At 36.5% G+C, this 26374-nt stretch carries 23 protein-coding genes; 5 read left to right on the plus strand and 18 right to left on the minus strand.

Annotated elements, in window-relative coordinates; all coding sequences use genetic code 11:
* Positions 1 to 829 precede the first annotated feature (829 nt).
* The 9 genes from QNH43_RS14280 to QNH43_RS14320 form a co-directional block, all read right to left on the minus strand.
* Complete coding sequence (locus QNH43_RS14280) at positions 830 to 2560, minus strand: phospho-sugar mutase (RefSeq protein WP_434060118.1); 1731 nt, start codon at positions 2558 to 2560, stop codon at positions 830 to 832.
* Positions 2561 to 3283: 723 nt separating this feature from the next.
* Positions 3284 to 4810, minus strand: coding sequence for a glycosyltransferase (locus tag QNH43_RS14285; protein WP_283914630.1), 1527 nt, complete (start codon positions 4808 to 4810; stop codon positions 3284 to 3286).
* Positions 4807 to 5145: a hypothetical protein gene (locus QNH43_RS14290; RefSeq protein ID WP_283914631.1), complete on the minus strand. Its 339-nt coding sequence runs from the start codon at positions 5143 to 5145 to the stop codon at positions 4807 to 4809. Before QNH43_RS14290 ends, QNH43_RS14285 begins: the two co-directional genes overlap by 4 nt.
* Positions 5146 to 5659: 514 nt before the next feature.
* The gene (locus QNH43_RS14295) at positions 5660 to 6664 is read right to left on the minus strand and encodes an NAD-dependent epimerase (protein WP_283914632.1); all 1005 of its coding nucleotides are present in this window, start codon (positions 6662 to 6664) and stop codon (positions 5660 to 5662) included.
* 386 nt (positions 6665 to 7050) lie between these two features.
* Positions 7051 to 8232, minus strand: coding sequence for a hypothetical protein (locus tag QNH43_RS14300; protein ID WP_283914633.1), 1182 nt, complete (start codon positions 8230 to 8232; stop codon positions 7051 to 7053).
* A complete protein-coding gene (locus tag QNH43_RS14305; RefSeq protein WP_283914634.1) occupies positions 8219 to 9955 on the minus strand; it encodes a glycosyltransferase in 1737 nt (578 codons plus the stop codon). Before QNH43_RS14305 ends, QNH43_RS14300 begins: the two co-directional genes overlap by 14 nt.
* 334 nt (positions 9956 to 10289) lie before the next feature.
* Positions 10290 to 11609, minus strand: a complete 1320-nt coding sequence (locus tag QNH43_RS14310; protein WP_283918370.1) for a UDP-glucose dehydrogenase family protein — start codon at positions 11607 to 11609, stop codon at positions 10290 to 10292.
* 1 nt (position 11610) lies between these two features.
* On the minus strand, positions 11611 to 12516 hold the full coding sequence (galU, locus tag QNH43_RS14315) for a UTP--glucose-1-phosphate uridylyltransferase GalU (protein WP_076369459.1): 906 nt from the start codon (positions 12514 to 12516) through the stop codon (positions 11611 to 11613).
* A 1326-nt stretch (positions 12517 to 13842) separates the two neighbouring features.
* Positions 13843 to 14439 (minus strand): serine/threonine protein kinase, encoded by a 597-nt coding sequence (locus tag QNH43_RS14320; RefSeq protein ID WP_283914635.1) that lies wholly within the window; start codon positions 14437 to 14439, stop codon positions 13843 to 13845.
* Between the two features lie 342 nt (positions 14440 to 14781).
* Between QNH43_RS14320 and QNH43_RS14325 the strand changes: the two genes are divergently transcribed.
* The 4 genes from QNH43_RS14325 (at position 14782) to QNH43_RS14340 (ending at position 18899) form a co-directional block, all read left to right on the plus strand.
* Positions 14782 to 15249 (plus strand): NUDIX hydrolase, encoded by a 468-nt coding sequence (locus QNH43_RS14325; RefSeq protein ID WP_076369465.1) that lies wholly within the window; start codon positions 14782 to 14784, stop codon positions 15247 to 15249.
* A gap of 5 nt (positions 15250 to 15254) precedes the next feature.
* Positions 15255 to 16343 carry a glycosyltransferase gene (locus tag QNH43_RS14330; protein WP_283914636.1) on the plus strand — a complete coding sequence of 363 codons (1089 nt, stop codon included), beginning with the start codon at positions 15255 to 15257 and terminating at the stop codon, positions 16341 to 16343.
* A 591-nt stretch (positions 16344 to 16934) separates the two neighbouring features.
* The gene (locus QNH43_RS14335) at positions 16935 to 17723 is read left to right on the plus strand and encodes a HipA family kinase (protein WP_283914637.1); all 789 of its coding nucleotides are present in this window, start codon (positions 16935 to 16937) and stop codon (positions 17721 to 17723) included.
* Between the two features lie 531 nt (positions 17724 to 18254).
* Positions 18255 to 18899, plus strand: a complete 645-nt coding sequence (locus QNH43_RS14340; RefSeq protein WP_283914638.1) for a 2OG-Fe(II) oxygenase — start codon at positions 18255 to 18257, stop codon at positions 18897 to 18899.
* Positions 18900 to 19094: 195 nt separating this feature from the next.
* Here QNH43_RS14340 and QNH43_RS14345 read toward each other — a convergent pair whose 3' ends face one another.
* The 8 genes from QNH43_RS14345 to QNH43_RS14380 all read right to left on the minus strand — a co-directional run bounded on the left by QNH43_RS14345 (position 19095) and on the right by QNH43_RS14380 (position 25280).
* Positions 19095 to 19874 (minus strand): hypothetical protein, encoded by a 780-nt coding sequence (locus tag QNH43_RS14345; protein WP_283914639.1) that lies wholly within the window; start codon positions 19872 to 19874, stop codon positions 19095 to 19097.
* A 611-nt stretch (positions 19875 to 20485) separates the two neighbouring features.
* On the minus strand, positions 20486 to 20911 hold the full coding sequence (locus tag QNH43_RS14350; RefSeq protein WP_283914640.1) for a VOC family protein: 426 nt from the start codon (positions 20909 to 20911) through the stop codon (positions 20486 to 20488).
* A 437-nt stretch (positions 20912 to 21348) separates the two neighbouring features.
* Positions 21349 to 21777 (minus strand): DoxX family protein, encoded by a 429-nt coding sequence (locus QNH43_RS14355; protein WP_283914641.1) that lies wholly within the window; start codon positions 21775 to 21777, stop codon positions 21349 to 21351.
* Between the two features lie 68 nt (positions 21778 to 21845).
* Complete coding sequence (locus tag QNH43_RS14360; RefSeq protein WP_283914642.1) at positions 21846 to 22700, minus strand: M56 family metallopeptidase; 855 nt, start codon at positions 22698 to 22700, stop codon at positions 21846 to 21848.
* Entirely contained in the window at positions 22700 to 23116 is a 417-nt protein-coding gene (locus tag QNH43_RS14365; RefSeq protein WP_063233685.1) for a BlaI/MecI/CopY family transcriptional regulator, read from the minus strand. Before QNH43_RS14365 ends, QNH43_RS14360 begins: the two co-directional genes overlap by 1 nt.
* Positions 23117 to 23599: 483 nt before the next feature.
* Positions 23600 to 24265 carry an NAD(P)H-binding protein gene (locus QNH43_RS14370; RefSeq protein WP_283914643.1) on the minus strand — a complete coding sequence of 222 codons (666 nt, stop codon included), beginning with the start codon at positions 24263 to 24265 and terminating at the stop codon, positions 23600 to 23602.
* Positions 24266 to 24338: 73 nt separating this feature from the next.
* The gene (locus QNH43_RS14375) at positions 24339 to 24908 is read right to left on the minus strand and encodes a histidine phosphatase family protein (protein ID WP_076369926.1); all 570 of its coding nucleotides are present in this window, start codon (positions 24906 to 24908) and stop codon (positions 24339 to 24341) included.
* A gap of 27 nt (positions 24909 to 24935) precedes the next feature.
* On the minus strand, positions 24936 to 25280 hold the full coding sequence (locus QNH43_RS14380; protein ID WP_141994412.1) for an avidin-fold protein: 345 nt from the start codon (positions 25278 to 25280) through the stop codon (positions 24936 to 24938).
* 241 nt (positions 25281 to 25521) lie between these two features.
* Here QNH43_RS14380 and QNH43_RS14385 point away from each other — a divergent pair, with 241 nt between their 5' ends.
* Positions 25522 to 26043, plus strand: a complete 522-nt coding sequence (locus QNH43_RS14385) for a DUF2179 domain-containing protein (protein WP_034306915.1) — start codon at positions 25522 to 25524, stop codon at positions 26041 to 26043.
* A 41-nt stretch (positions 26044 to 26084) separates the two neighbouring features.
* Here QNH43_RS14385 and QNH43_RS14390 read toward each other — a convergent pair whose 3' ends face one another.
* Entirely contained in the window at positions 26085 to 26363 is a 279-nt protein-coding gene (locus QNH43_RS14390) for an HNH nuclease-like protein HlpB (RefSeq protein ID WP_283914644.1), read from the minus strand.
* Between the last annotated feature and the right edge of the window lie 11 nt (positions 26364 to 26374).

The following is a 26374-nucleotide window of genomic DNA, read 5'->3' on the forward strand; positions in this document are numbered from 1 at the left end:
GAGTTTTTAGTTGTTAACGCACAGCATATGAAAGCTGTCCCTGATCGAAATCGACGAGAATTGCATGAGCTTGTGCCATCGCGGAAGTTTGAAGAACGAGCTAAACAACATAATTAAATTAAAAAGGTGCTTGACCAAATATTAGGCTCTGTAGAGGGTCAAAAGAGCAATCAGCATCGCCACTAGGTAAGAAACTTTAGTAATTTCGGCAAGGCTCCAAGAAGGAAATAGTTCGGGGTATGCACGCTATATAAAATATATCTTTATGACATTACTAAGCAATAGTTAAATATGGGGAGGTTCTTTTGTCTGAATGTCGATTTTATGTATTATGTTAGATGTTCTAGTTTTATGTTTTAAGACTTCATCTTTTAAGGTTCCTTTCCTATTTGACTTTTCTCATTAGGGACGGCCAAACCATGATCGCCAAAAGGACCCTTTTAAAAACCCTCCCCATTTAGCACCTTTCATAAGGCCCATCCTAGGGCCTGTACAACTGTACTACGTAACGTCATACGGTATCAGCAAGGCTACTATATAGGGGGGGTTGGAGAATTGGATTGGAATAATATATTATATGCTCAATATTCCAATTAGTGTAAAAAATAATAAATATCAGCATCAGCCCCTTAGAACCTACCACGCACACCATCATACCCATGGTGGAAAAAGGACACTATTCAACTCCGTAAGGCCTAAGGACGAAAGGCCGTGTGCTAGATTTAGAAAACAGTACTATTAATGATAGACAAAAAAGTGTCCGCATTTCTTTACATAATGAATGCGGACCCTAGTTTTTTTAGAAGATCCTCTGAATGAGAGTCCTTCTTTAAAGCATTTTATTGATACTTCTCATAAAGTCTTTCATAACGGTGGATAATTTCCCTTTCGCTTCCTTCATCGAGCTTCCTTGAACACCGAAATAAAATTTAATTTTAGGTTCTGTTCCGGAAGGTCGTAAACATACCCAGGTGCCATCTTCAAGAAAGTATTTTAATACGTTCGATTTTGGGAGCTTGATGGCCTCTTCCCTATTTGACGCAAACATATATTTTTTCCTGCTGAGATAATCCTCTTGAACCACTACTTGATGACCAGAGATTTGATCGGGTGGATTTTCACGGAATTCATTGAGAATCGCATCAATTTGTCTGGCACCTTCAATTCCTTTTAAAGTCAGCGATTGCAAATCTTCCAAGTAATATCCATATTTATCGAAAACTTTCATTAAACCTTCGTACATCGTTTTGCCTTGCTTTTTGTAATAGGCACAGACTTCCACTGCCAGAATGGTAGCCTGTATGGCATCCTTATCTCGAGCAAAATCTTTGATTAGATATCCATAGCTTTCTTCATAGCCAAACAGGAAAGAATGTTCTCCACTTCTGTGGTATTCATTGATTTTTTCAGCAATGAACTTAAATCCAGTTAAAACATCTACGGTCTTTAAACCATTTTGCTCAGAAATCGCCCTTCCTATTTCTGAGGTCACGATGGTCTTTAATACGACTCCATTTTCAGCAAGAGTCCCTTTCTTTTGTTTTTGTGAAATTAAATAATCCAAAAAGAGAGCGCCTGTTTGGTTGCCTGTTAATACGACATAATCTCCAGCATTATTTTTCACGCTAATTCCGAGCCTATCCGAATCCGGATCGGTGGCAATCAACAAATCAGCGTCGACGCGGTTACCAAGCGCAATGGCCAATTCAAAAGCAGCATGTTCCTCTGGATTAGGGACTTTAACGGTAGGAAAGTTAGCATTGGGCTTTTCCTGTTCTTTAACAAAATGGACATTTCGATATCCTAGATCATGCAAAGCACGTTTTACCGATTTATTGGCTGTACCATGAAGCGGTGTAAATACGAGCTTTACATCGACTTCATCTGCTAACTTTGGATTTTCCGGAATAGTGAGCAATTGCTCATTATAAGCAGTATCCAGCTCCTCCCCGATGATTTGAATGAGTCCTCTGTCCTTTAGGATTTCTTCTTCTTCAACTACAAGGGAAAGCTCACTTTCAATCGCGTTCACGTAATTAATGACTTGATCCGCCGCTTCAGGAGGTAGCTGTGCCCCGTCTGATCCGTAAACTTTATACCCATTATATTCAGGCGGATTATGGCTTGCTGTAATGACGATACCGGCAAATGCACCCAGCTTACGGACGGAAAAAGAGAGCTGTGGGGTAGGCCGTAATTCATCAAATAAAAAAGCTTTAATTCCCTTTGTTGCCAAAGTCTTGGCTGCTTCCAATGCAAATTCGGGAGACTTATGTCTGGAATCATAAGCAATTACGACTCCTCTGGATTTTGCCTCGTTTCCAAACGATTGAATATACTCAGCAAGTCCTACAGTCGCTTTTCGCACGGTATAAATGTTCATCCTATTCGTACCTGGACCAATTTCCCCTCGCATACCACCCGTCCCGAATTCCAAATTTTTATAAAAGGCATCTTCAAGTGCTATTTCATCATCCTTCATTTCTTCAAGCATTAAACGCATTTCATGAATTAAATTGGGGTAACTCGTCCAAGTATTATACATATATTTCCAACTCAACAGAATACAGCTCCTTCCAGTTTTGCTTTGTTTGGCATTTCTTTACTCTTTGATCTTTGAACGCATTTTAGGCGATCAATTGAGTATGAAATCTAAAGCCATCGTTCCTAAGGCATCCATTACGATATCATTTTTAGCTTCCTTTAGTACTTCTTTTGTAACGTGTTGTAGAATCGCCAATTGTCCTCCCTCCAAAGTTTTTGATTACGATTTATTCATCTCCCAACCAATACTTTGGAAAGAGCATCATTTTTTCTTCATTTCTTTTTTAAGAAGAGTGAAAATACGGCTGGTTTTGAAAAAATTTAGTTGCGAAACCTTGAATAATTACAAATTACTTTTATGATATCGGGGTCCATATCTTTAGGCAGCTGATTGATTGGAAAGAATTGGACGGCACTTCCTTCTATACCATCAGGTTTTATGGTTCCTTCGATAATTTCATTAAAAAGCGTTAACAGAATAGAATTGATCAATAAAATAGTTTAAGCCTTTTAAAACTTAATAGTAATCCACCAATCGTTAAACCTGTTAATGATTCTCCTTACTTCATAAGTCCCTTCTGATTAAATATTAATACTTTTGCCCGTATTTAAATGACTTGCATTTTCCCACAAGCTTCGTAAATTCTTCAATATCCCCCTTGACACTCCCTTTATATAATAACTACCGGGTACCCAGCTTGTTTTTTCCGTAACTGTTTTTAAGTTTTCCTTACTTGATTTATTTTTTCTTTTCCCTTTTTTTCGTTTTCTTTTCCTTTTCCTTTTTCTTTTCTTTTTCTGTCTTCGTTTCCTTTTCCTTTTTCTTTTCTTTTTCTGTTTTCGTTTCCTTTTTCTTTTCTTTTTCTGTTTTCGTTTCCTTTTTCGTTTTCTTTTCGTTTTCCTTTTCCGCTTTCTTTTCGTTTTCCTTTTCGTTTTCGTTTTCCTTTTCCTTTTTCTTTTTCGTTTTCTTTTCGTTTTCCTTTTCGTTTTCCTTTTCGTTTTCCGCTTTCTTTTCCGCTTTCTTTTCCGTTTTCTTTTCCGTTTTCTTTTCCGTTTCCGTTTTCTTTTCTGTTTCAGTTTCCTTTTCTGTTTCAGTTTCCTTTTCTGTTTCAGTTTCCTTTTCCTTTTCCTTTTCCTTTTCCGTTTTCTTTTCTGTTTCAGTTTCCTTTTCCGTTTCCGCTTTCTTTTCCGTTTCCGTTGTATTAACAAGAGAATATAATCTTTGTTGCTCCATAATTTGTTTATTGATATCAAATTTTTCTTCAATGACTTTCCGTGCTCTTTCCGTAAAGTCGTTCCAAACCTCTGGATGTTCTAAAAAGAACTGTATGCCTTTCGCTAACTCAATATCATTTTTTTCTGGAGCTAGGTATCCTGTTTTCAGGTGTTCAATTAATTCAGGGATTCCCGCATGTTGGGTGGAAACGACAGGTAAACCGCTAGCCATTGCTTCTTTTAAGGCATTAGGAATGCCTTCGATATCACCGCTTTTAGCAGTCTGACTTGCAAGGCAAAAGATATGAGCTTTTTTCAATTCATTTGAAACTTGTTTTGAATTCATAGCTCCTCTAAGAATCACAGCATCTTTAAGGTTAAATTCTGTAATGACCGATTTAATTGTATTCTCATCTTTACCTGTTCCAATAATATGCAGTCTAGCATTGGGATATTGAGTATAAATCCTTTTAAATGCTTTTATAAGAGTAACAAATCCTTTTTTGTCTACAAGTCTACCTACAGATAAAACTCTTATTTCGCCTTCTTTAGGTAGCGTGGGGGTAGAATAGGTGAAAAGATCTAATTCGATACCACCATATAACACATGAATTTTATCGTCCGGAATTCCTAACCTTCTTAATCCTTGTGCAAGATATTGGCAAACAGGAAAAAATTGTGCACCATGTTTAATTAATGATGCATATCGCTGAGCGTTTTTTTCAAAAATTTCTGGTCTGTCAGAACCATCGCGCCCTCTAATGCTAACTATCAATGGGATATTATATTTTTCACATACAGGCAAAATATCTTGTCCGTGTTTTCCATGATGAGCATGAATGGCTATGACCTCTTGTTCTTTGAAGAAATTTTCTAGATCTTTAATCTTGTTTAAATTATAGTAGTTTTCAAAGGGGAATTCTGTATGGGTGGTATTGTCGAATGGGCCGATTACAATTGAGCGATAGCTACTTATTTTTACGATTTGATTATATATAAAACGTTGGTGTGTTTTAATATTTTCACTAACAAAATAAGCAATGGTTTTCATCCTGCCTCAGTTCCTTTTACAAGAAATTCATATTTACTCTTCTCGCGTTCTGCTAAAACTAATAGTTCTTGATAATTGCCTAATTTTTTTATTTTTCCTTGTTCTCCACTTTGCTTCAATTGCTTGTGATATTCATGAGGGAACATGGAATCTGCTTTATAAATGTCTTTGTATGGTAGGTCTTCAGGACAAACTATAAAATAGTTTTCATATAGGGGATTTAATTTGTATAGAGGATTTTTTGTAGAATTACGTGTAAGGGACGTCATGAGAATATCTAAAAAATTATAATCCTTAACAACTTCCAATGGTGTTTTCATATTTTTAGGATTCAAATTACTTTCTCCTTTTATTAACTTACAAATTTTTAATTAATCTTTTTGCTTGCATGTACCCTTCTCTTTTTATTTGATCAAGAATTTTTACTCATTATATTTTTATTTATATTGTACTGTTCTGCCATGCACTCCAAATCTATTAATATTGAATCTGTCTCCATTTATCGTTTTCACATAGACATTTTCTAATTTTCAGCATTTCATTAATGGCATTCGTTAATTGCCTTTCATACCAACTCCAGGATTTTTTTAAAAAAACAAGAAAAAATATATGGTGTCAATGACAGCTATATTTGAAGGTGGATCTTTTGATGGTTTTCAACCTTCTTGAAACTTCACCTTGGCCGAATTATTTTTCCTTAAGGCCTGACGCCATTACCTCATCTTTTTTTATCCTTATCAAGTTGAGGTGTTTGAAATTTTTTAATCTTTCTGACTGAAGCAGAGATTCCATCATTATTTTTTATTCACTAAAATCCCACTTAGTAAAAACTCACTGCTTCTTTTTTTCTTATTTATTGTACTTTTTGTACCAATTTACAAAATGAGTTAAACCTTCTTCTATTGTTGTTGAAGGATAGAACCCCACATCAGCATGCAAATCGGCAATATCTGCATATGTCTCCTTAACATCTCCAGGTTGCATCGGTAAGAATTCTATTTTTGCCTTTTTTCCAATTAGTTTCTCTAATGTGGTAATGAAATCCATTAATTTTATGGGCTTATTGTTACCGATATTATAAATTTTGTATGGGGCATAGCTTGAACTTGGATCAGGGTTAGCTCGATCCCATCCAGAATCATAAACCGGTGGTTTATCAAGTAATCGGATTATTCCTTCAACAATATCATCAATATAAGTAAAGTCTCTTCTCATATCTCCATTATTAAAAACCTTTATTGTTTTCTCTTCAATAATATTTTTAGTAAAAGAATAATAAGCCATATCTGGTCTCCCCCATGGACCATAAACCGTAAAGAAACGGAGTCCTGTGGTTGGAATATTATATAAATGACTATAGGTATGAGCCATTAATTCATTAGCCTTTTTAGTGGCAGCATATAAACTTACTGGATGATCCACTGGGTCTTTGGTTGAGAAGGGGATATTTGTATTTGCTCCATATACAGAACTGGAGGATGCATAAATTAAGTGCTTTACATTATTTTGTCGGCAGACCTCTAAGATATTTACAAACCCAACCAGGTTGGAATTAACATAAGAATCCGGATTTTCTATGCTATAACGTACTCCAGCCTGGGCTGCTAAGTTGATGACTATATCAATGGATCTGTCTTTAAATAATTGATTTAATTTTTCTTTATTAGTTAAATCCAATTTATGGAATTCGAAATCTGGGTTTTCTTTTAATATCTTGAGTCGATTGTTTTTTAAAAAAACATCATAATAATCATTAATATTGTCTACTCCTATAACATTGATATCTAGGGTTAACAAACGTTTTGTTAAATGGAAACCAATGAATCCTGCAGCACCTGTTACTAATATATTCATAACATTAATTCCAATCCTTTCTATTACATTAGGATTTTGACACCTTTCATGAACACTGTGTAAGCATTATTTATATATTTATACTTTCGACCCTTTACAGCAACTGAACAAAGTTCATTATGACGGATATAAAGAGGAAGCAAACTCAATATCTTCATTGGGGAGAGACTTACGTTTTATTCATAATTCACGAATGACATGATATCCTTTTTCGCTTTAAGCCTTATGAGTATTCCACGCTTATACCCGCTGTGAACAAGCATTTACCAATGAAGATTAAGCTAAAACGATTGGTTACCATTGAAAGCAAAATCACCATTGGTTTTGATATGCTCCTTTTTTGTGATAACTTAACCTCAACAAAACAGGCGCAATACCTTTTATGACTAGACAACCGTATTATCATTTTCAGTTAATGGGATTGGTGTTTTTGTCCATTCAGCGTACGTACCAGGATCTAACGCCTTCACTTGTTCCAAAAAAGAATCTAAAAAATTCCTTTCTCGCAGGTCTTTAAATAACTCGAGAGGCCTTTTTTGTTCACGTGAAAATGAGTACACATGGTCGACTAATTTAAACCCATTCCTGGTTATGATAATATGCCGTAATGGGGCATCAATTTGTTTGAAACCTGATTTTTCCATTGTTTTTAATATATAGAGTAATCGTCTTGTTATGTCTTCAGAAAGTACAGATTGTTTTTTCAGAAACGTATTTAAATCTGGTCCTAATAGATATTCCATTAAAATATAATTGGGTCCTGTTTCAAAGACTTTCGGGATAAAAGGCAAGTCTTGACTTGATAAAAGAACCATTTTTTCCTGATTTGCATGTTCAGTTTTCCCGTAAAGTTTAACGCATGCGTCTTCAGACACTCTATAAACAGCACCTTGATGACCTTTTCCAATGAGTGTTTGTGTTATAGCGCTATCCACTTTTACTCCATTACCTGACCCTCCTGAGAGGACGGGAATGTTTCTAAAGTCCAAACTATTTTGATTGAAATAATCCTCCCACTCATTGAAGGTGTCCGGTTCAAGCTTTTTCACTTGGGCTAAGAACGATTCCTTTAAAAGGATAATATTTAAATCCCTTAATAATTTTAATGGTACAGGGTGCATCCTTTTAAAGGAATTTACATGGTCAATCACCTTAAGTTCCTCATTACCAACGACAAAAATATGACGTAGTGGGGCATCTATCATGGTGAATTTTGCTTGTTTTAATTCTTTTAATATATAGAGAAGTTTCTTTACTATGGAATCAGGGATATACGTACAATTTCTCAGATATTCTTTTAAAGTTGGCGCATTAAAATATTCCATGACTATATAGTTTGGTCCTGTTTCATACACCAATGGCATAAAGGGTAGATGTTTTCCGGCTATAAGAGCTTCTTCCTCCATTTCCGCTTGTACGGGATCTGAATAGATTTTTACACATTTATCTTCCGAAAGTTTAAATACTGCACCTTGAGCCCCCATTCCAATCAGCGAATAGGCAGTCGGATTGTGAATATCCAAAGAGTTTTCACCTTTGGTTACAATAATGTTTTTAAAATCCTTCATGATCTCCTCCTAACTGCTCATCTATGGCCTTATGTTGAAAATGTTGAATTTTATTAAGGGCTTTTTTGACTTTTTCTGCTTTTTGAGCCTTTTTGTCATTTTTACGAGATGCTATTTTTTCATCATTCCCTTTAGCCTTCTGTTGAATTTTAGCCTTTTTGTCATTTTTATTAGCTGCTACAAGTTCATCTTTGACTTTATCTTTAGTCTGCTGTTGCAGCTGTTGTAGCTGTTGGAGCTGCTGGAGCTGTGGAAGTTCTTGAAGCTGTTGAAGTTGTTGTAGCTGCTGGAGCTGTTGCAGCTGTTGTAGCTGTTGCAGCTGTTGTAACTGTTGCAGCTGTTGTAATTGTTGTAACTGTTGCAGCTGTTGCAGCTGTTGTAATTGTTGTAGCTGCTGGAGCTGTGGAAGCTGCTGCAGCTGTGGAAGCTGTTGTAGCTGCTGGAGCTGTTGCAGCTGCTGGAGCTGTGGAAGCTCTTGAAACTCTGGAAGCTCTTGAAACTGCTGGAGCTGTTGCATATAAATAAGGGCTTTTCTGGCTAATTCGACTTTTTTTCTAGGCGCAATTGTTTCGCCATCATTTCCTTGCTGTTGAGGCTGTGGAGTCTCCTTAAGGGTTTTTTTATCAATTTGGCGATGTGTTACTGAATATTGTTTACCTACTTCATAAGGGGCTACAAGTTCATCATAAAATTCAGCTTGTTGTTGAAGCTGATGGATGAGGTTAAAGTTTTGTTCGACTTTTTGACGAGCCGCTATTGTATATGTTTCCCATATCTCTCTGTTAGTTAGCATGTATTCAAGAGCATCTGCCAGTTCATCTACATTGTTTTCTTGTACTAAAACCCCCTCTTTGTTATTGGTTATTAATTCAGGGATGCCGGCATGATTGGTCGAAATCACTGGTACTCCAATCGCCATAGCTTCTTTTAATGTATTAGGTATGCCTTCTACATCTCCATCGGCAGATTCTAAGCTCGCGGCGCAAAATATATCCGCATTGGTCAATTGTTCTCGTACTTGATCTTTAGGGAGATGATTCAATAAACGAAAAGAGTCTCCTAAATTAAGTTGATTTGACAATGATATGAGATATTCTTCAAGCTCCCCCCTTCCGATAATCGTCAGGGTTGCATTTGGAAATTTACCTTTGATTTTTTGAAATGCTTGCATTAAGATATGATGTCCTTTTTTTTCCACCAACCTACCGATGGATAAAATGTTTTGAGAGTCCCCTTTATGTGGAGTCCGGTAATTGAATTCGTTAAGGTCAACGCCCCCATAGAGCACTCTAATTTTTTCTGAAGGACACCCCCAAGCAATTAACCTATCTGCTAAATACTGACAAACTGGAAAAAAACGCTCACCTTGATCAAATAGCCTTTTCATGTTATCCAGATAGCCAATGGGCTGATTAGCTAGGGTTGCATCCCTGCCTCTTATACTTGTAACCAACGGAAGGTTTGTTTCCTCTTTAAAAGGAAGCAATAACATCCCTAATTGACCATGGTGAGCATGTAAGAGGGAGATATTATTTTTTTTCACATACTCTTTTGGTGAGAAAATTTCATTGAGATAATGAACTTTCTCATTCAAAAGGGAAAGATCTATCATATACTTTGGTTGTCGTACCATATGGATATAATCATAATCAGGAACTTCCCGAATCTGTGAGATATATTGGGTCGGGTCGACTCTTAAATTCAAATGCATAACTGTGTGCAAATAAATGATCTCCTTTCATGCATAGTAAGCAAATTTCCTGGACCTTTTCAAGTATATTATGCAGGACTCTTTAGGTACGCATGGACTAATAACATACAGTAAAGCCAAATGGCAGAGAGTATGCGTTTGCCTAATACAAAGGGTGGACTTGAAGTAAATGCCATGACACAAAATTATTTGCAATCAATGGATCGATGAAGATCTTTTTTCCATTTAAAGAAATATAAAGAAGCACCCAAGAACTATCAAAGGTGCTGCATTGCCAGTTTGAACCTAATTTATGTCTTTAATGAATCATGTTCGGGTTAATGAAGTGTTAGAAAATGTTTTCGCTTTATGTCATGCCAATAACAATTGCCGGTCTTCCTATTGGATAATATTCAATTTTCTTGCACGCTTTGATTCGATCTTCTTCAAGACAATTTCTGCCATCAAAAACAATCGGTTGTCTCATTGTATTCATCAATGTCTCTAGGTCTAAATGTTTAAACTCATTCCATTCGGTAACAATAAATACAGCATCCGCATCCACTGCCGCTTCGCGAACTGAGCTGGCAAATCTGATTGTATCCCCTAATATCTTCTTCGCATTATCTATTGCCACCGGATCGTAAGCTACCACTTCTGCACCAAGTTTGGTTAATGAACGCGCAATTTTGATGGATGGAGCTTCCCTCATATCGTCTGTCTCTGGCTTGAAAGCAAGACCAAGCATTGCAACCTTTTTCCCTTTTAAATCCCCCATGCGATTTATAGCTTTCGTTACAAGGAGTTCCTGCTGAAAATCATTAATCGCTACTGTTTCTTTTAACAGGGGAAAATTTACTCCATGTAACTTGGCAGTATGAAGCAACGCTTTAACATCCTTCGGAAAACAAGATCCACCATAACCAATACCGGGCTGTAAAAAAGCTTCTCCAATCCTTTTATCTTTTCCCATTCCCTTTGCTACATCTTTAACATCTGCACCTACTACTCCGCATAAATTGGCAACTTCATTGATAAAGCTAATCTTAGTCGCCAAAAAGGCATTAGAAGCATACTTAATCATTTCAGCACTTCTAATACTTGTTAGTATAAATGGTACATTTAACGGACGATACATTTCCTGTACTTTCTTAGCCGCCTCATCATTTTCAGAACCGATGATGATTCTATCTGCCTTCATCGTATCCATAACGGCTGATCCTTGTCTTAAAAATTCAGGATTTGAAACCATATTAAAGGTGACCCTTTCGTTACAAAGTTCTTCCATGATTTTTTTAATAAAATCATTCGTACCAACTGGCACAGTACTCTTTATAACGACTACTGAACTCTGCACTAGGTTCGCGGCAATATCCTTCGCGGCTTGCACAATATACGATAAATCTGCTCCCCCATCCTCCATTTGCGGTGTACCTACGGCAATGATGATAATCTCGGCACCATTTAGTGCCTCTCGATGAGATGTTGTAAACAGCAGTCTGCCCGCTGCGGCATTTTGAGCAAGCAAATTCTCCAGACCCGGTTCATATATTGGAGAAATCCCTTGACGTAAACTTTTTATTTTCTGTTCATCTGTATCGATGCAAATAACGCTATGCCCTATTTCGGACAAACAAACACCAGTGGACAGTCCGACATAACCTGTACCCAAAACGGCTATTTTCATATTATTCATGCTCTCTCTTTATAATCTGAAGGTTTTCTTTCTTATTTACATCCCTTAAATAGGAAAGTACCTCGTCTCTTATATCATCCCTGCGCAAAGCAAAGTCTATTGTTGCCTTAATGAATCCAACTTTATCACCAATATCATATCGGTTTCCCTCAAAGTTATATGCTAATACTGCCTGCTGCTTATTTAGCTCATTTATGGCATCAGTAAGTTGTAATTCATTACCATGTCCAACCGGAAGCTTTGATAGTGTTTCAAAAATCTCGGGTCTAAAAACATAACGTCCCATTATCGCGTATCTGGAAGGAGCCTCTTCCCTTTTCGGTTTTTCCACCAAAGAATCGATATGAAAAAGGTTAGGCTCAATCATTGTCCCTTTTGGCTTAATAATTCCATATTTACTGACATCATTTTCCGGTACATTCTGAACTGCTACGACGGAACTGTTACAATACTCAAAAACACTGATGATTTGTCTCAGACAGGGTGTTTTAGACATAACGATGTCATCCCCTAACAAAACAGCAAAAGGTTCATTTCCAATGAAGCTTTTAGCACAGAGAATTGCGTGTCCTAGCCCCATCGGTTCCTTTTGGCGGACATAATAGATATTTGCCAAACTTGATATTTTCTGAACTTCCTCTAAAATATCCAGCTGATTTTTTCTTAAAAGTGCATCTTCCAACTCATAGGATTTATCAAAATGATCCTCTATTGATCTTTTGCCTCTACCGATTATGATAATAATTTCCTCTATACCAGAAGCTACTGCTTCTTCAACAATATATTGAATCGTTGGTTTATCAACAATCGGCAGCATTTCCTTAGCCTGAGCTTTTGTTGCAGGCAAAAATCGGGTCCCAAGGCCTGCGGCCGGAATAATGGCCTTTCGGATTTTCATAAGCTGCCTCCCTTTGTCATTCATTAATCCTTTATATGCATTAGGACAACTTCCGGTCTAGTTAGTAGCCCAATTAGTCCTTTTTTATTTAACGGGGGCCAGTAGGCTATACATGCAAGAATCACAAACTGGATGTGGCCGGGCGTCGCAACCTGCAGGTTTGTGCCAAATTAAAAACTCCATTACACTTTTTATGCAATGGAGTTACCATGTTTTTGGTGTAATGGTCGATAATACGGTGTGGATAAACCACTGTGTGAGCTTTTTTGCGGCTTTGTAGCCAGTCGGTATCCTTTATTCTTTCTTTGAAAAACTCCAGCCGTCAGAAATGAGGGCAACAATTTCTTTGATTAATATAATGGGGATTGCAAGCCCCGTTATTAGCGACTAATTTATAATGGTTTTTTATACCTTTATATCAAAATATTTGATGGAATGCATTCATGATTTTGAGGGGGGAATTTTCACTGATAAATTCTTAATCTAATAGAAGACAATAAAAAGGGGAGGTTTATTCCCACCTCCATTTTTTATTGAATTGTTATCAGGCGTGATAACTAAGAGTACGAAATATGATGAAATGGATATAGTTTAGGCATTTTATTGGCTATCCCCTAAAGCAACAACTTTTATCATCCTTGGTAAGGGTTAAGGCAACAATACTGATTCTCCGTACATGAAGAGAAAAACTTGGCATTCCAATGAATCAATCCGCAACATTTGCAACCCTCGGCAGGTCCAAATGGGCGCCATCGACGCAAAGGTTTCGAATTCTGCAGGAAAACACCCTACATCAACTACTTCGATATATTAAAGTTGGTTACTATACCCTTTTGAAGAGGCTCAAATAATTGGGGATGTACATTTGTCGGACAGGAGTGGGCAATACTGTGAATCCTGACATTGCTCCGACTAACCACACAATCGATCCTGCATCATACCCGACCTTTTGTCACTCTACGCTACATAGATATTACCGAAGAATAAACAAGCAATATACTAAAAACATTTTAGCGTTTTCATTTTAAAAAATAAAAATGCCGTATTCAGGAGAAACGCCTCCGTTTCCGAACATGTACATTACGAACGGGAGTAACAAGGCTACTGCGCATATCGCAAATTTTAAAGTCTAAGAGAATTTCATCCTAAAAAGTGAACTCCTTCACGTTAAAGAATCGACTTTATTCTTTTAGCTTTTCCTGCTTGTACAACATAATTGTTTTTGAGATGAATTCATCATGAATTTTTTTACATATGCCATACTTACACAGGTTAGAGCCTTTGCGGTAGGCAATTCCCCATATTGTCCTACTACGGATGGGTTTCCTATATCGCATTGAAATCGATATTTTTCTGCCAGTCTTCATATGATTCAGGATCGATTTTCTTTGCTTGTTCCAGGAATGTATCCAATAACCCCAATTTCTTTAGATCACGAAACATCTTCGGATTATATGGATCATTCATTGTGAGGCCATCTGAATGATCGATTGCTTTCAGCACATTTCCTTTTGTTACAACAAAATGTCCGATTGAGGTCTTGATTCTACTAAATCCAACTCTCTTTAGTTCCTTTCGAATCATTATGATTTGTTCTGTAAACGATTCGGGAATATCCTGCTTTCCTTTCAATTGATCTTTTAGATTGGGACCTTTTAAATACTCCATAATTACATAGTTTGGTCCGACTTCATATAACTTCGGAACAATATGAGTTTCCTTTGCTGCTTCAAGTGCTTTCCCCTCTTTAGTTGCTGCGTTGGGATTCACATAAATTTTCACGCAACGATCTTCATCAAGCTGAAAAACTGCACCTTGACTTCCTTCCCCAATTAGTTTTAATGTGGTTGGATTATGAATAATAAGTCCCTTTTTACCGTTCTTCTCTATTCTCTCAACCTTTATTGTTTTAAAATCATTCATCCAATCTTCACCTCTTTCCATCTTTTTTATAACCATAATTATGATATGTAATCATCGATTAGTTGCTTTAGGTTAATAACACTTTTTCACATAATAAGGCCCCTTTTACTGGGTTCTTAAGGACGAGAAGGAACCTATTAGCAAATGGTGCCTAATTCGATTCGCATTATGAATGATTTTCGAGCAACTCTGCAGTGTCTTATCCTCATAAACGTATAATTAAAAAGAATTTCACAAAAAAACACTAAAATATATGTGCTTGTCCGTTTCAAATCTTTCCATATTGAATTTAATAAAAAAGAGGAATAACCAGAAAGAAAATGATCAGAAAGGAGAGTTGAGATGGGATACATTGAAGATTTACGTGCTCTCGTTGGGACCAGAGTTTTGATACTTACTGGTGTTACCGTTTTGGTTATCGATCAGAACAGCCGTTTTCTGATGGTACAATCCGATAAAATATGGAAATTGCCGGGTGGCTTTATCGAATTAGGAGAATCTGCGGAAGAGGCATGCAGACGTGAAATTTTGGAGGAAACCGGAATTAACATCGGTAACCTTCAATTGATTGGCGTCTTTTCAGGGAAGGACTATTTTACGAAGCTGCCTAATGGTGATCAATACTTTCCAGTCAATATTGCTTACGTGACCGAGGATATACTCAGCGGAGATTTAAAACCTGATGATATAGAAATACAAAAGGTTCAATTTTTTAAATGGTCCTCCTTTCCAAAAGAATTAACTGAACGAGATCGACAAATATTTCAAAGTTTTATCGAAAACTTGATTTCAGAGGGAAGGAAGGGATAGAAGAAGTGAAGACAATCGCTTTTTACATTAGGGAACCTATTAAAATAAATCAAGGATTTATGTACAATCAGATCATTAACTTGGATCAATATCGGCCTATTGTAATAGGCCCTTACCCAAGTAGCGACAATGTTCAATATCAGTTTGAACATTATTTTAATTTGAACGAAATTCAAGACCTTGGAACCTTCCTTAAGGAGCAAAATGTCGTGGCGATTCACGCTCATCAAGGGAAACACTCCATTGATATTTTACCAACAGCTATAGAGTTTGATATTCCTTTGATTGTACATTTTCGGGGACGTGATTCATCCACTCAAACATATAAGAGATTTCGCGAAAATGTCCTCCGATATCAAAATTTAGTAAAACATGGAGCTGGCTGTTTTGCCGTTTGCCATTTTCTTGCAGATGAGCTAAAAAAATTAGGATTTAAAGACGATAAAATACATGTATTATATGGCGGTCTAGATTTAGATTTATACCCATATGTCCAGCGTTCCCTACCTAAAGAAGGTGAAATCCGAATTTTGTCTGTAGCCAGGCTTGTCGAGAAAAAAGGATTTTTTACGCTTTTGAAGGCTTTTCAACGGATTCATCAGGAATACTCAAGAACGACACTGCACATCATTGGGACAGGCAAAGATGAAGAGAAGCTACGAGTTTTCATTGATGAAAACCAATTAAACGAACACGTTTTTCTTAGGGGGCCAATGGATTCTAACCAAATTTCTAAGGAATTAAGAGATTCCCATCTCTTTTGCCTTGCCAGTGAAACTGGCGAAGATGGCGATGTAGAAGGAATCCCAAATGCATTAAAAGAAGCCATGGCAAGCGGTTTACCAGTCATCTCCACCTTTCATGGAGGGATCCCGGAATTGATTGAGCATAAAAAAACAGGATACCTTGTTCCTGAGAAAGATGATATAAAATTGGCTCAAGGTATAAAATATTTCCTGAGTCATCCAAGAGTATGGAAGAGATATACCAGAAGTGCAAGACAGGTTATTGATGAAAATTTTGATTTAAAAAAACAAATCATCGAACAACAAAGGCTATACAGCTTAATGGAAAAAAATAACGGAGCTAATTGACATAGTCAAAGTAAATGATAATTTGGTCAGTAAATTAGCAATGTTACTTCCCTCCTTTTGTCCCCCTCGAACTTGTATATATTCCAGATGAATTCATTAAAAGCATTCCTAAATCACATTCCAAAAAATACAGATTCAGTTCAGAATGCCAATACCCGAGATTGGACCATATGCATTTTCATTGTAGTACATGACGGCGGCTATTTTGTCCATTTGATTCATGGAACATGTTTGGGTGGATATCATTGGCCTGAAAAAACGCTTACCCAGAATCTAAAATATGATATCCCTTACCAAGAAACTAACCGAGGGGGTTCCGCTATGCGAAATGTAGAAGATTTTACATCATTTGTAGAAAAAATTGTATTCCTTCCAAGCGAATTAACCAAGTTACGCAAACCATCCCTGTTGAGGGCGGGTTCCCGAAGGAGTAAAGTGAAGCGCTGTACAAATTTCTTTTAGAACAAAAGTTCATTTACCGAATCTAATAGCCAATTTCATCGAACAATGCAAAATCAATATGGTTAATAAAAAAGACAAGGTAAAAAAGAAATTGAGCTAGACAAATATTTTTAAAGGAGACAAAGTGATATGACTAAATATCCAGTTCGATATGTACAAACATTAAGGGGCGGAACCGCACATGTCATTCTTTTCAGCGATGGTAAAGAATATGTCGTGAAGTGGTTCGATACTACGAAAGAAAGAGAAAAAGAAGTGGTCAATGAATATCTGGTCGGCAAATTGGCAGAGCTCCTTTCACTTCCCGTTATCCCGTTTGACCTTGTATATATATCGGAAGAATTCATCAAGAAAACACCTGAATTACAATCCACTAAACACAACTATAATTCTGGATACCAATATGGCTGTGTTTATATTGAAAACAGTACAGTTTTCGAAAATGTTAGAGAGAATCCTCCCACTAAGACGGATGTTAAAAACCGAGATATGCTAGCCGGTATAACGGTATTCGACCAATGGGTAAATAACTCTGATCGAGGTACGATGAATGTCATTTTGGAAAATCTCAGTGATGGTGGCTATTATGTCCATATGATTGATCATGGCAGAGTTTTTCCGGGACGTTACAAATGGTCTGCTCAAACGCTAAGTGAAACACCGGTATATAACTACCATTGGCCTTTTTATAAATGGGCCTTCTCTCTTCTCGATGATCACACAGAGCTTACATCATATATAGAAAAAATAGTGAAATTGCCGAACAATTCGATCCATCAAGTGATTGAATCAATCCCTAAAGAGTGGAATGTGAGTACGAAGGATAGAGATGCGCTCTACCAGTTTCTTTTAGAACAGAAAATTAAATTGCCAGATATCGTTGATCGCATCATCCAACATCATAGCAAACCAAAATAACGCTGGTTTTATCCACAGAAAAAAGTAACTCCTTATTAGCTTTAAAGGAGTTACTTTTTTTATCTATAAATCTTTCGATTCATACTTTTTTTTTCCTTTTTTTTAAGTTTCTTGAACAGCTCATTTCGAAAGGAAATATCCTCCTTTTTCGTAAACCCCTTCTTTAATTGAAAAAGAATGATAAAACTTGTACAAAAATGTGTGTAAGTATGCGTCATTTCATCTTTTTTACAAAAGGAAATAAATTCACATATGGCTTTTGGTGAAAATACATACATGAATATCTATACAAAGATACTTGTGCATATTGTGAGTTTGCTATATTTTATGTAAAAGATTAAAGTTTGCTATAGTAAAGCGCCAGGTCACCAGTAATTTTTACTGGTCCACCTCATAATCGGAGCACTGTTAGCAAGAAATAAGAAACAGTTATATAACGAGGTTCATGGTATAATTAACATAGTAAAACGCTTACAGTAGCAGTTTACACTGATTGTTCGGAAAATTCATTCTATTGGGAGTCGATGAAAGTTGACAGTGGAAAATAAAATAAGTAAAGAACAAACTATTTTTAATCATATTGGAAATAAAATCAAAACGGAAGACCGAGAAATTAATGTAATTGCTAGATTAGATGAACCACTAATTGTAATATTAGGGAATGTTTTAAGTGACGAAGAATGTGACGGACTTATCGAATTGTCAAAAGACAGAATGAATCGTTCCAAAATTGGAGTTAAGCACGAAGTAAATGAGATAAGAACAAGCAGTAGTATGTTTTTTCAAGAAAATGAAAATGACATCATTACCAAAATTGAAAAAAGGATTTCAACAATCATGAATATACCCATTGAGCATGGAGATGGTATTCAAATTCTTAAATATACTCCTGGGCAAGAGTATAAAGCTCATTTTGATTTTTTTACATCCTCAAGTATAGCAGCAAAAAATAATAGAATTAGCACAATCATCATGTACTTAAATGATGTGGAGCATGGGGGGGAAACTTTTTTTCCTAAATTGAATTTTTCAGTGTCTCCGCGAAAGGGAATGGCTGTGTATTTCGAATATTTCTATAACGACAAAAATCTAAACGAACTAACTTTACACGGTGGAGCGCCCGTTATCACTGGGGAAAAATGGGTCGCAACGCAATGGATGAGGAGACAAAAATAGTCTGCAGCTTGATATTGTGTAAACGTTAGACTCTAAAGGCCTCAATTTTAGGTGCCTTAGTTCAATAGGCACCTATTTGTTATCAGGATTCTGTTTATTAAAAAAGTCCAAACGAAATTTGATAAAAAAAGGATGATCTATAGTCTAAATTAACACTGGTCGGTCTCTTTGAACTCCAATATTTAAAGCACCTAATCATTTACCCTTAGTACTTTTTCTAAAATTATCGTAATCGGTCTTAATGTAATGAAATACCTTTGCGTTGCCATTATGGTCTGGATGAGTTATTTTTAATAACCCTTTATATTCTGCCAATACTTCTTTATTGCTCGCCGTTTTAGAAAGCCCTAATTTTTCACTATAATCATTTGATTGAGTGGTGGACTCAATATTGTAATTGTCTCTGATATTTTCTTTTAATTTTATCAATTCATTACGTAATTCAATATTTTCTTTTAATAAATCCTTTGTTTCATTTTGTAATTCACTTTTCTCATTCTTTAGAATGGCAACTTCCTTTTTGAACATATCCCTCTGTTGAATCAATATTCTTTTTGCAGTCTCATGAAGTTCTTCAATACCTTCTATATGCTTATCTTGAGCTTGTATTTTTAATTTTAATCGGTGTATGATTTCGTCCTTATTTCGATCTATGATATCATTTATAGCCAGCTTTGAAGCTGGGTCATCGTTTATGTATCCATCGTTCCTCTTTCCGTTTCCAGAATATTTAATCTTACCTTCGCGAAGCCAGCGACTAACAGTTTGTACACTATTACTTTCTGTTACTCCTGCATCTTTTAACATTTCAAATGCTTGATCTGTACCATCCATTATGTATCCAGTTTTTCTATTCTTGTTTCCTCCCTCATATTTAATCCTACCTTCACGAAGCCAGCGTCTAACAGTTTGTATACTGTTACTTTCTGATACTCCTGCATCCTTTAACAGGTCGAAAGCTTGATCTGTGTTCACATTGTTCCCCCTTATTCCGCAATGTAATGTTACCCGAATGATCTTAGCCTTTTAAAAGGAATATATTTTACAACGAATGCGACTAATTTGTATGTCAATGTTTTAAATAATAGCATAGCCATTTACTAAACAAAGAACAAATAGATGAAGAATATATGACGAATATCACAGAAAGATAACGATAAGGTATCAAAATTAAAAGTGTGAAACCAGAAATACATTATCGGTAACTACTAAAATCATGATATCAATCGTGGAGTTCGGTTATTAAGAGCAATATATTCATTCAGATTGAATCCAGGATCATGGGAACTGAGAATGAGCGCTACAATATACATAAACAGATGTTATCACTTGCCATGCTACCGTGCGGGATGATCTTTGGCTGCATATGAACAGAGATAAGAATCATACCAATAATCTTATAAAGAGTACCGCAAGCAAATCGTGGATTTACAGCGTTAAGGAAATTCCGATATTAAAAATCCCAATCTCTCATGGATATAAGTGAGAAATTGGGATTTATTTATTCATCAATTACGATTTAAGTTGCAACTAAAAGACTCTAAAACAGCCGCTTTTCCATGTTGATATTATTTAACCTAAGAAAATTATTGTTGACCCTCTGTATAAACTTGGAAGGTTACACCGAATTTATCCGTTACAATCCCATAAGCAGGGCTGAAAAAAGCTTCCTGCAGCGGCATTTTCACTTCTCCACCTTGCGACAAAGTTTCAAAGATTCGTTTTGATTTTTCAATATCATTAATTGAAATACAGATCGTTACTTGATCTCCAGATTGACTGGTTTGACCTGGAAACGTATCGGAAAACATGAGGTCCGTTTCCCCAACCTTTAACATTGCATGTGCCACAAGATCCTTTGCTTCTTCTGGCAGAGGAAATTCTGGGTTTTCGGGCATTTCCCCAAAAGTTTGATTAAAAACGACTTTTGCATCCAATGCTTTTTCGTAAAATTGGATCGCTTCCTTTGCATTTCCGTTCATCATTAAATATGGAGATAATCGCATTGTCATAATTAAATAGCTCCTTTAGCTTTGATTTTTTTTACAAACCTTGAGAAATTTCCAAGCTTCCTATTGAACCGGTCAGTGGCAATAACCACTATACCATTATTACCCATGATCGTATTTTATAACAAGGAACGTGTGTTCGTCAATCGAATTTTACGAAAACTATCAATTTTTTTGTGTTAACGGTTGAATTAAATTTCCAAGGTGTTTGGTCCAGACTTGCAGTATGGTCATTTCGCAAAGTATTTTCGGATAATGCAGTCATGGAAAACTACTTTTGATGACCAAAATCTGAATCGATTTATTATCGGTTTTTCACCGTGAAGGATTTCAACCAAGAACAAGGTGAAAAGAAAAAGGCATGACTCCAGTAGATTGCCGGTTTCATGCCTCAAGGCTGTTTAAAAGTGTTTAATTTTTTGGGATATCGTTTATTATAATTAACTTGCTATCATTTCTGAATCTTGTCTTTTTTTAAGGGTTGGCAATTTAGAGTCTATAGATAGGAAACGGCTTCCATTCATTACTAGGTGAAGTGCAATCATCATAAGAACGAGATCCAGTTCGTACCCAGTACCTTCTCCATTCCCCATAAAACCTGCTGGAAATTTCACATAAACAATTGCACCAGCCATGATGAAAACAAGGAGGGCAGAAATTTTTCTTGTTCCAAGACCTATAATTAAGGCAATTCCTCCAACCAATTCAATAATACCAACTACATAGGCCATAAATCCTGGAATGCCTATACTTTGAAACCATCCTGCAGTGTTATCCAATCCCCCTTTGAATTTTGACAAACCATGCATGAAAAATGAAATTCCCAACATAACTCTTAATAAAAAGGTACCGATCTCTTGTTTATTCATGACACATCTCCTTTTTTTATTTTACACTACAAAGTGTAGTGTAATGTGGTAAAAAAATCAAGTGAAAGTCATCCGACAATCACTATAGTCATTCCCAGAAGTAAAACCAAAACATAAATAGAAACGAAAATCGTGGCAGTTTCAGCCCTCAAAGGAATTGATTTATGGGGCTCAATTAATTGCTGAAGTCTATAGTTAACTGATTCATTGGAGAAGTGGACAAGGACTGGAGGGGATTTATCAGTGCAACCATGTTTAATTAACTTCAATAAAGCGGCACTTATGCCTAATTCAGTCCCCATTTTATTAATCGCATTTTCGTCGGCTGATAATTCACTAATTATTTTGTAATTTTTATGACACCATTTTGTCAGTGGTACAAACCATAACCCATCTGAGATCAGCTGTAAAATAAAGATGACCAGCGGATCATATTTTTTTTGGTGAAAGGCTTCATGCTCCACTACCGCTTCTAGTTCATCAAAGTCCAATAATCGAATTAAACCAGTACTGAACACAATGAAAGGCCGCCTGAAACCAAGCGTAAACGCAAGAGGCCGTTCAGCGTTCACAACTAAGATATCATTTTTTACCCGATTGAATGTTTCATTTATGGACCTTGTCATATCAACGTTTTTTGAAAGAAAAAGCTTTTGTTTAAATCTCCTGGATAAGTAATATTGCTCTGCAATTTTGAATAATGTGCTCATTATACTATAGGATAATATTATACTGAGCAGGGTGACGACCACAAAGTAGTAAACTGAATCTTCTTTGAATAAACTAAAACAAAATTTAAAAAAGTTGGCCTTAATATTCACACCAAAAAAAATATGTACTAAAAACGCCCCCATTTGGCACCATACTACACAGGCAATTAATAGACTCAGGCTCATCACAAAATAAGACTTTCTCTTCCACATTATAATTTATCCTTTTTTAACGATTGGATTTTTTGTTCCAATTTTTCAATTAAACCTTGGTCAGCGTCTTTCATGGCATCCAGCATATGGCTTATGACCGCCCCACCAAATTCATCCAGCAAATTCTCAGTCAGTTTCTTTGACTGCTCTTCCAAAAACTCCGCTTTGGACTGCACCGGGCGAAATAATGAAAGTCTCCCTTCAGACCTCTTTTCAAGAATTCCTTTTTCTACTAAACGATTCATGACGGTCATTACTGTGTTGAAATTGATAGGTTTGTCCAGCTCCAATGATTGCTGAACCGATTTAATGCTCTGTTCATCTTTATCCCATAAATATTCCATGATATTAGCTTCCAATGGACCAAAGAAACGATTCAGTCCAACTTCATCATATTTAAAATTTTTAATATTCATCTTTTACCACCTCCCACTACAAATTGTAGTGGAAATTCTTATTACAATCAAGTTTCATCCGGAAGATTAGTTTCACGGATTTCTATAGATTGACTTTTCAGGTCCCTACAGTTAGTCCTTTGGTTCTCCACCTCCACTCCATTCCTTTTTTCAGCAGCAAATGATCATCCGTTTATTTTTCCTTAAAGCAGGGATTAAAATTTGCTAATATATTAAGGCTGTTTTCGCATACTTTGTTGCTATTTACCAAGTAAAGCGGTTGGTTGATTTCCCCTCCAGATACTCGCTTTCCGCGGGGCGGGCGGTGAGCCTCCTCGGCGTAAACGCCTGTGGGGTCTCACCTGTCCCGCTGCTCCCGCAGGAGTCTCGCACTTGCGCTCCAATCAACCTTAAATAGTTTTGTTTTTAAAAACAACAATCTTTACGAAAAGAGCCTAAATTAAAAACCGAGCCTATTGGAGGCTCGGTTCACTGATAAATAGTTTAGCTTTGTGCAAGTTTCTCTATTTCATCCGAATTATAAAAATGATATCCTTTTGCCGTCTTTTGGGCCGCAGCGTACATTGCAGCAGCTACTTTGTTTGCTTCTATTGCACGATAAGGGCGTAAAGGGCCAACGAAGACATATTTAGCAAAAGTACTTATCAGCCCAGAAATCTTTTCACCTGCCCTGAATTCCTTGCGTTCTCCAAGAAGTAAGGACGGGCGGAAGATATGTACAGTATTCAATTCCAAGTGTTGTAGTGTTATTTCTACATCGCCCTTAACACGACTGTAGAAAAACCTTGATTTGGAATTGGCTCCCATGGCTGTTATGACGAGTAATTTTTCAACATTCGCTGTCTTTGCCATTTTAGTTGCTTCGATAACATAGTCATAATCCACTTTGCGAAAAGCTTCCTTCGATTTAGCCTTTTTGATCGTAGTACCCAAACAAATGAAAACATCGCTGACTTTGAACAAACCGGCATACTTGGATAATTTATCGAATTCCACCACGTGGCCTATGCACTTGGGATCAGTGAATTTCACTTCGCTTCTTGTAAGAAAATGGATTTCACTATAGATTTTGCTGTTGCTTAGCTTTTTAATCAACTGGGTGCCGACCAAACCTGTAGCCCCTAAAATCAATGCCGTCTTATTAGTCATGATTCCCTTCTTTCTATAATTAGCAACTAAATATCAATCATATCCATTTTAATTATAACCAAGCTTAATAGGACTAAGATAAATGATTTACTTGATTGAAATCATCAATTATCCAAGAGTCGACTTCAAATCTAATCGTACTCAAACATGCATTGAACAATCGCATTTCGTTGGATACGATTGACTCGTTTGACATCAAGCGTAAAATAAAATGAATGACGGCTCCATGTGCAACTAGTATAACTTTCTTATCGGGATACTCCTTCTGAATTTCCTGAAGTCCATTCATCAGCCTGTTTCGTAAAGATTCTTGATTTTCTTGACCAGGATATTCTTTATTCACGAATGCTGACTCCCTTTCAGCTGCTGTCATTCCTTCAGCGACGCCAAAATTCTTTTCAATGAATTCCATTTTTTCAATAACCGGGACTTCAATATAATGCGAAATGATATCTGCCGTTTCCCTTGCCCTTTTTAGAGGGCTTGAAATAATTACGTCCCAATCATTTTTTGACAAAAATTCACCACATTGCCGTGCCTGAATCTTTCCGAGTTCATTTAAAGGAATATCAGTCTGCCCCTGCAGTTTCCCTAGTGCATTCCAATCTGTTTGACCATGCCGCACTAAACAAATAGTAGTAATTGTCCTCAAACCCCTCTAAGTAAATTATTATTTTTTCACTTCTTCGATGATGGAATGCCCTTCGGTCTGTTCGAGATCTGACCATTTCCATTTTTCATGCAAACGTATCCTTCCATCTGGCAACATTTCAGGGGTGGAAAGACAGCTTCCTCCTCTAATTTCCCCTTTTTCATTGATATGATTATACCTGAATTCCAGAGTTCCATCGAGATTGACAAGCCCTATTAATGTCCCTTTAACAATCTCTCCGCCCTGATAGCTTGCTGAAAGAATTGAGCCTTCTTGTGAATAGTGGAAGGAAGTATTTCCTGACACTTCTCCATTTTCAGAATTGACTTTAGCTTTGAATATCCGACCATCATAATTAAACATCATCATTCCCCCATATGAATTAATAAGGATAATGATACCAAATTAATTAAAAAAAGAATATTGAAAAATCTTATTGGATTTTAATTCTATGTTGATGGAAATGACACAAAAAATACATAATATTCCCCATTGAATTCCACTATTATAGTGTGGTTAGATTATGGAAGATGTTACTTATGGAATGAACAATCCCCAAGTTGAAACGTCTAATTAAACTGGAAGATGTTGGTGAGGTGCTCAAGTGAAAGAAATACTTCTGATTCTACTATTACAACTTATTTATGTTCCGATTTACACGTTGCGAACCATTTTCTTAGTAAAAAATATTACCATACTTGCCTCGATACTTGGTATAGCAGAAATGTTAATATACGTTTTTGGTTTATCCCTAGTATTTGGCGGTGACCAAAGCATACTCGCCATGGTTGTATATGCAGTCGGTTTTGGAATCGGAATAATTTTTGGTACGAAAATTGAGCAAAAACTTGCCATCGGTTTTATTAATGTAACCGTTAATACTCAAACCAAAAATGAACATTTAGTAGATACACTGAGAAACAACGGATTTGGTGTAACTCTTTATACGGGCGAGGGCAGGGATAGCAACCGTTATCGTATGGAAATTTTGACAAAACGCAATCGTGAACAAGAATTGATAGCAACCGTTGAAAAGTTTGAACCTAAGGCTTTCATCATTTCATATGAACCACGTTATTTTAAAGGTGGGTTTTTATTGGACCGGTTGAAAAATAAAGCAAGCTGAATGAAATGCAAAAGCCCATCACTTCAAGATGGGCTTTTGCATTATTTCGTTTTTGATTTTCTGATTTTCACTGCCCTCGTTACCGGTTGTTTTTTAATCCACTTTAAGTATTTTTTTAATGCTTCATCATCTTTCAGCAATAGCACGGTATACAGGCGGATGGCCAGCTCTCGGTTTGAATACAGGGCGTGAATCTGTTTATGACATGTTTTACAGAGATAGGCAATTGGTAAGTGGCTGCCGCCTAATTCTCTAGGTGTTAAATGATGGATTGTCAGTTCTATCCCGTTCCTGTCACAAAGCTCACAAGTACCTTCCATCTCATTACCCG

Source organism: Peribacillus simplex, from assembly GCF_030123325.1.
Lineage (GTDB): Bacteria > Bacillota > Bacilli > Bacillales > DSM-1321 > Peribacillus > Peribacillus simplex_D.

What these genes read in the sequence shown, in the direction of transcription:
- QNH43_RS14360 (WP_283914642.1), bottom strand. Translation starts at nt 22,700, where the DNA reads ATGTGGAAGAGAAAGTCTTATTTTGTGATGAGCCTGAGTCTATTAATT.
- QNH43_RS14365 (WP_063233685.1), bottom strand. Translation starts at nt 23,116, where the DNA reads ATGAATATTAAAAATTTTAAATATGATGAAGTTGGACTGAATCGTTTC.
- QNH43_RS14320 (WP_283914635.1), bottom strand. Translation starts at nt 14,439, where the DNA reads ATGAATGATTTTAAAACAATAAAGGTTGAGAGAATAGAGAAGAACGGT.
- QNH43_RS14295 (WP_283914632.1), bottom strand. Translation starts at nt 6,664, where the DNA reads ATGAATATATTAGTAACAGGTGCTGCAGGATTCATTGGTTTCCATTTA.
- QNH43_RS14350 (WP_283914640.1), bottom strand. Translation starts at nt 20,911, where the DNA reads ATGACAATGCGATTATCTCCATATTTAATGATGAACGGAAATGCAAAG.
- QNH43_RS14370 (WP_283914643.1), bottom strand. Translation starts at nt 24,265, where the DNA reads ATGACTAATAAGACGGCATTGATTTTAGGGGCTACAGGTTTGGTCGGC.
- QNH43_RS14335 (WP_283914637.1), top strand. Translation starts at nt 16,935, where the DNA reads ATGACTAAATATCCAGTTCGATATGTACAAACATTAAGGGGCGGAACC.
- QNH43_RS14390 (WP_283914644.1), bottom strand. Translation starts at nt 26,363, where the DNA reads ATGGAAGGTACTTGTGAGCTTTGTGACAGGAACGGGATAGAACTGACA.
- QNH43_RS14325 (WP_076369465.1), top strand. Translation starts at nt 14,782, where the DNA reads ATGGGATACATTGAAGATTTACGTGCTCTCGTTGGGACCAGAGTTTTG.
- QNH43_RS14285 (WP_283914630.1), bottom strand. Translation starts at nt 4,810, where the DNA reads ATGAAAACCATTGCTTATTTTGTTAGTGAAAATATTAAAACACACCAA.
- galU (WP_076369459.1), bottom strand. Translation starts at nt 12,516, where the DNA reads ATGAAAATCCGAAAGGCCATTATTCCGGCCGCAGGCCTTGGGACCCGA.
- QNH43_RS14380 (WP_141994412.1), bottom strand. Translation starts at nt 25,280, where the DNA reads ATGTTTAATTATGATGGTCGGATATTCAAAGCTAAAGTCAATTCTGAA.
- QNH43_RS14355 (WP_283914641.1), bottom strand. Translation starts at nt 21,777, where the DNA reads ATGAATAAACAAGAGATCGGTACCTTTTTATTAAGAGTTATGTTGGGA.
- QNH43_RS14310 (WP_283918370.1), bottom strand. Translation starts at nt 11,609, where the DNA reads ATGAAAATAGCCGTTTTGGGTACAGGTTATGTCGGACTGTCCACTGGT.
- QNH43_RS14300 (WP_283914633.1), bottom strand. Translation starts at nt 8,232, where the DNA reads ATGAAGGATTTTAAAAACATTATTGTAACCAAAGGTGAAAACTCTTTG.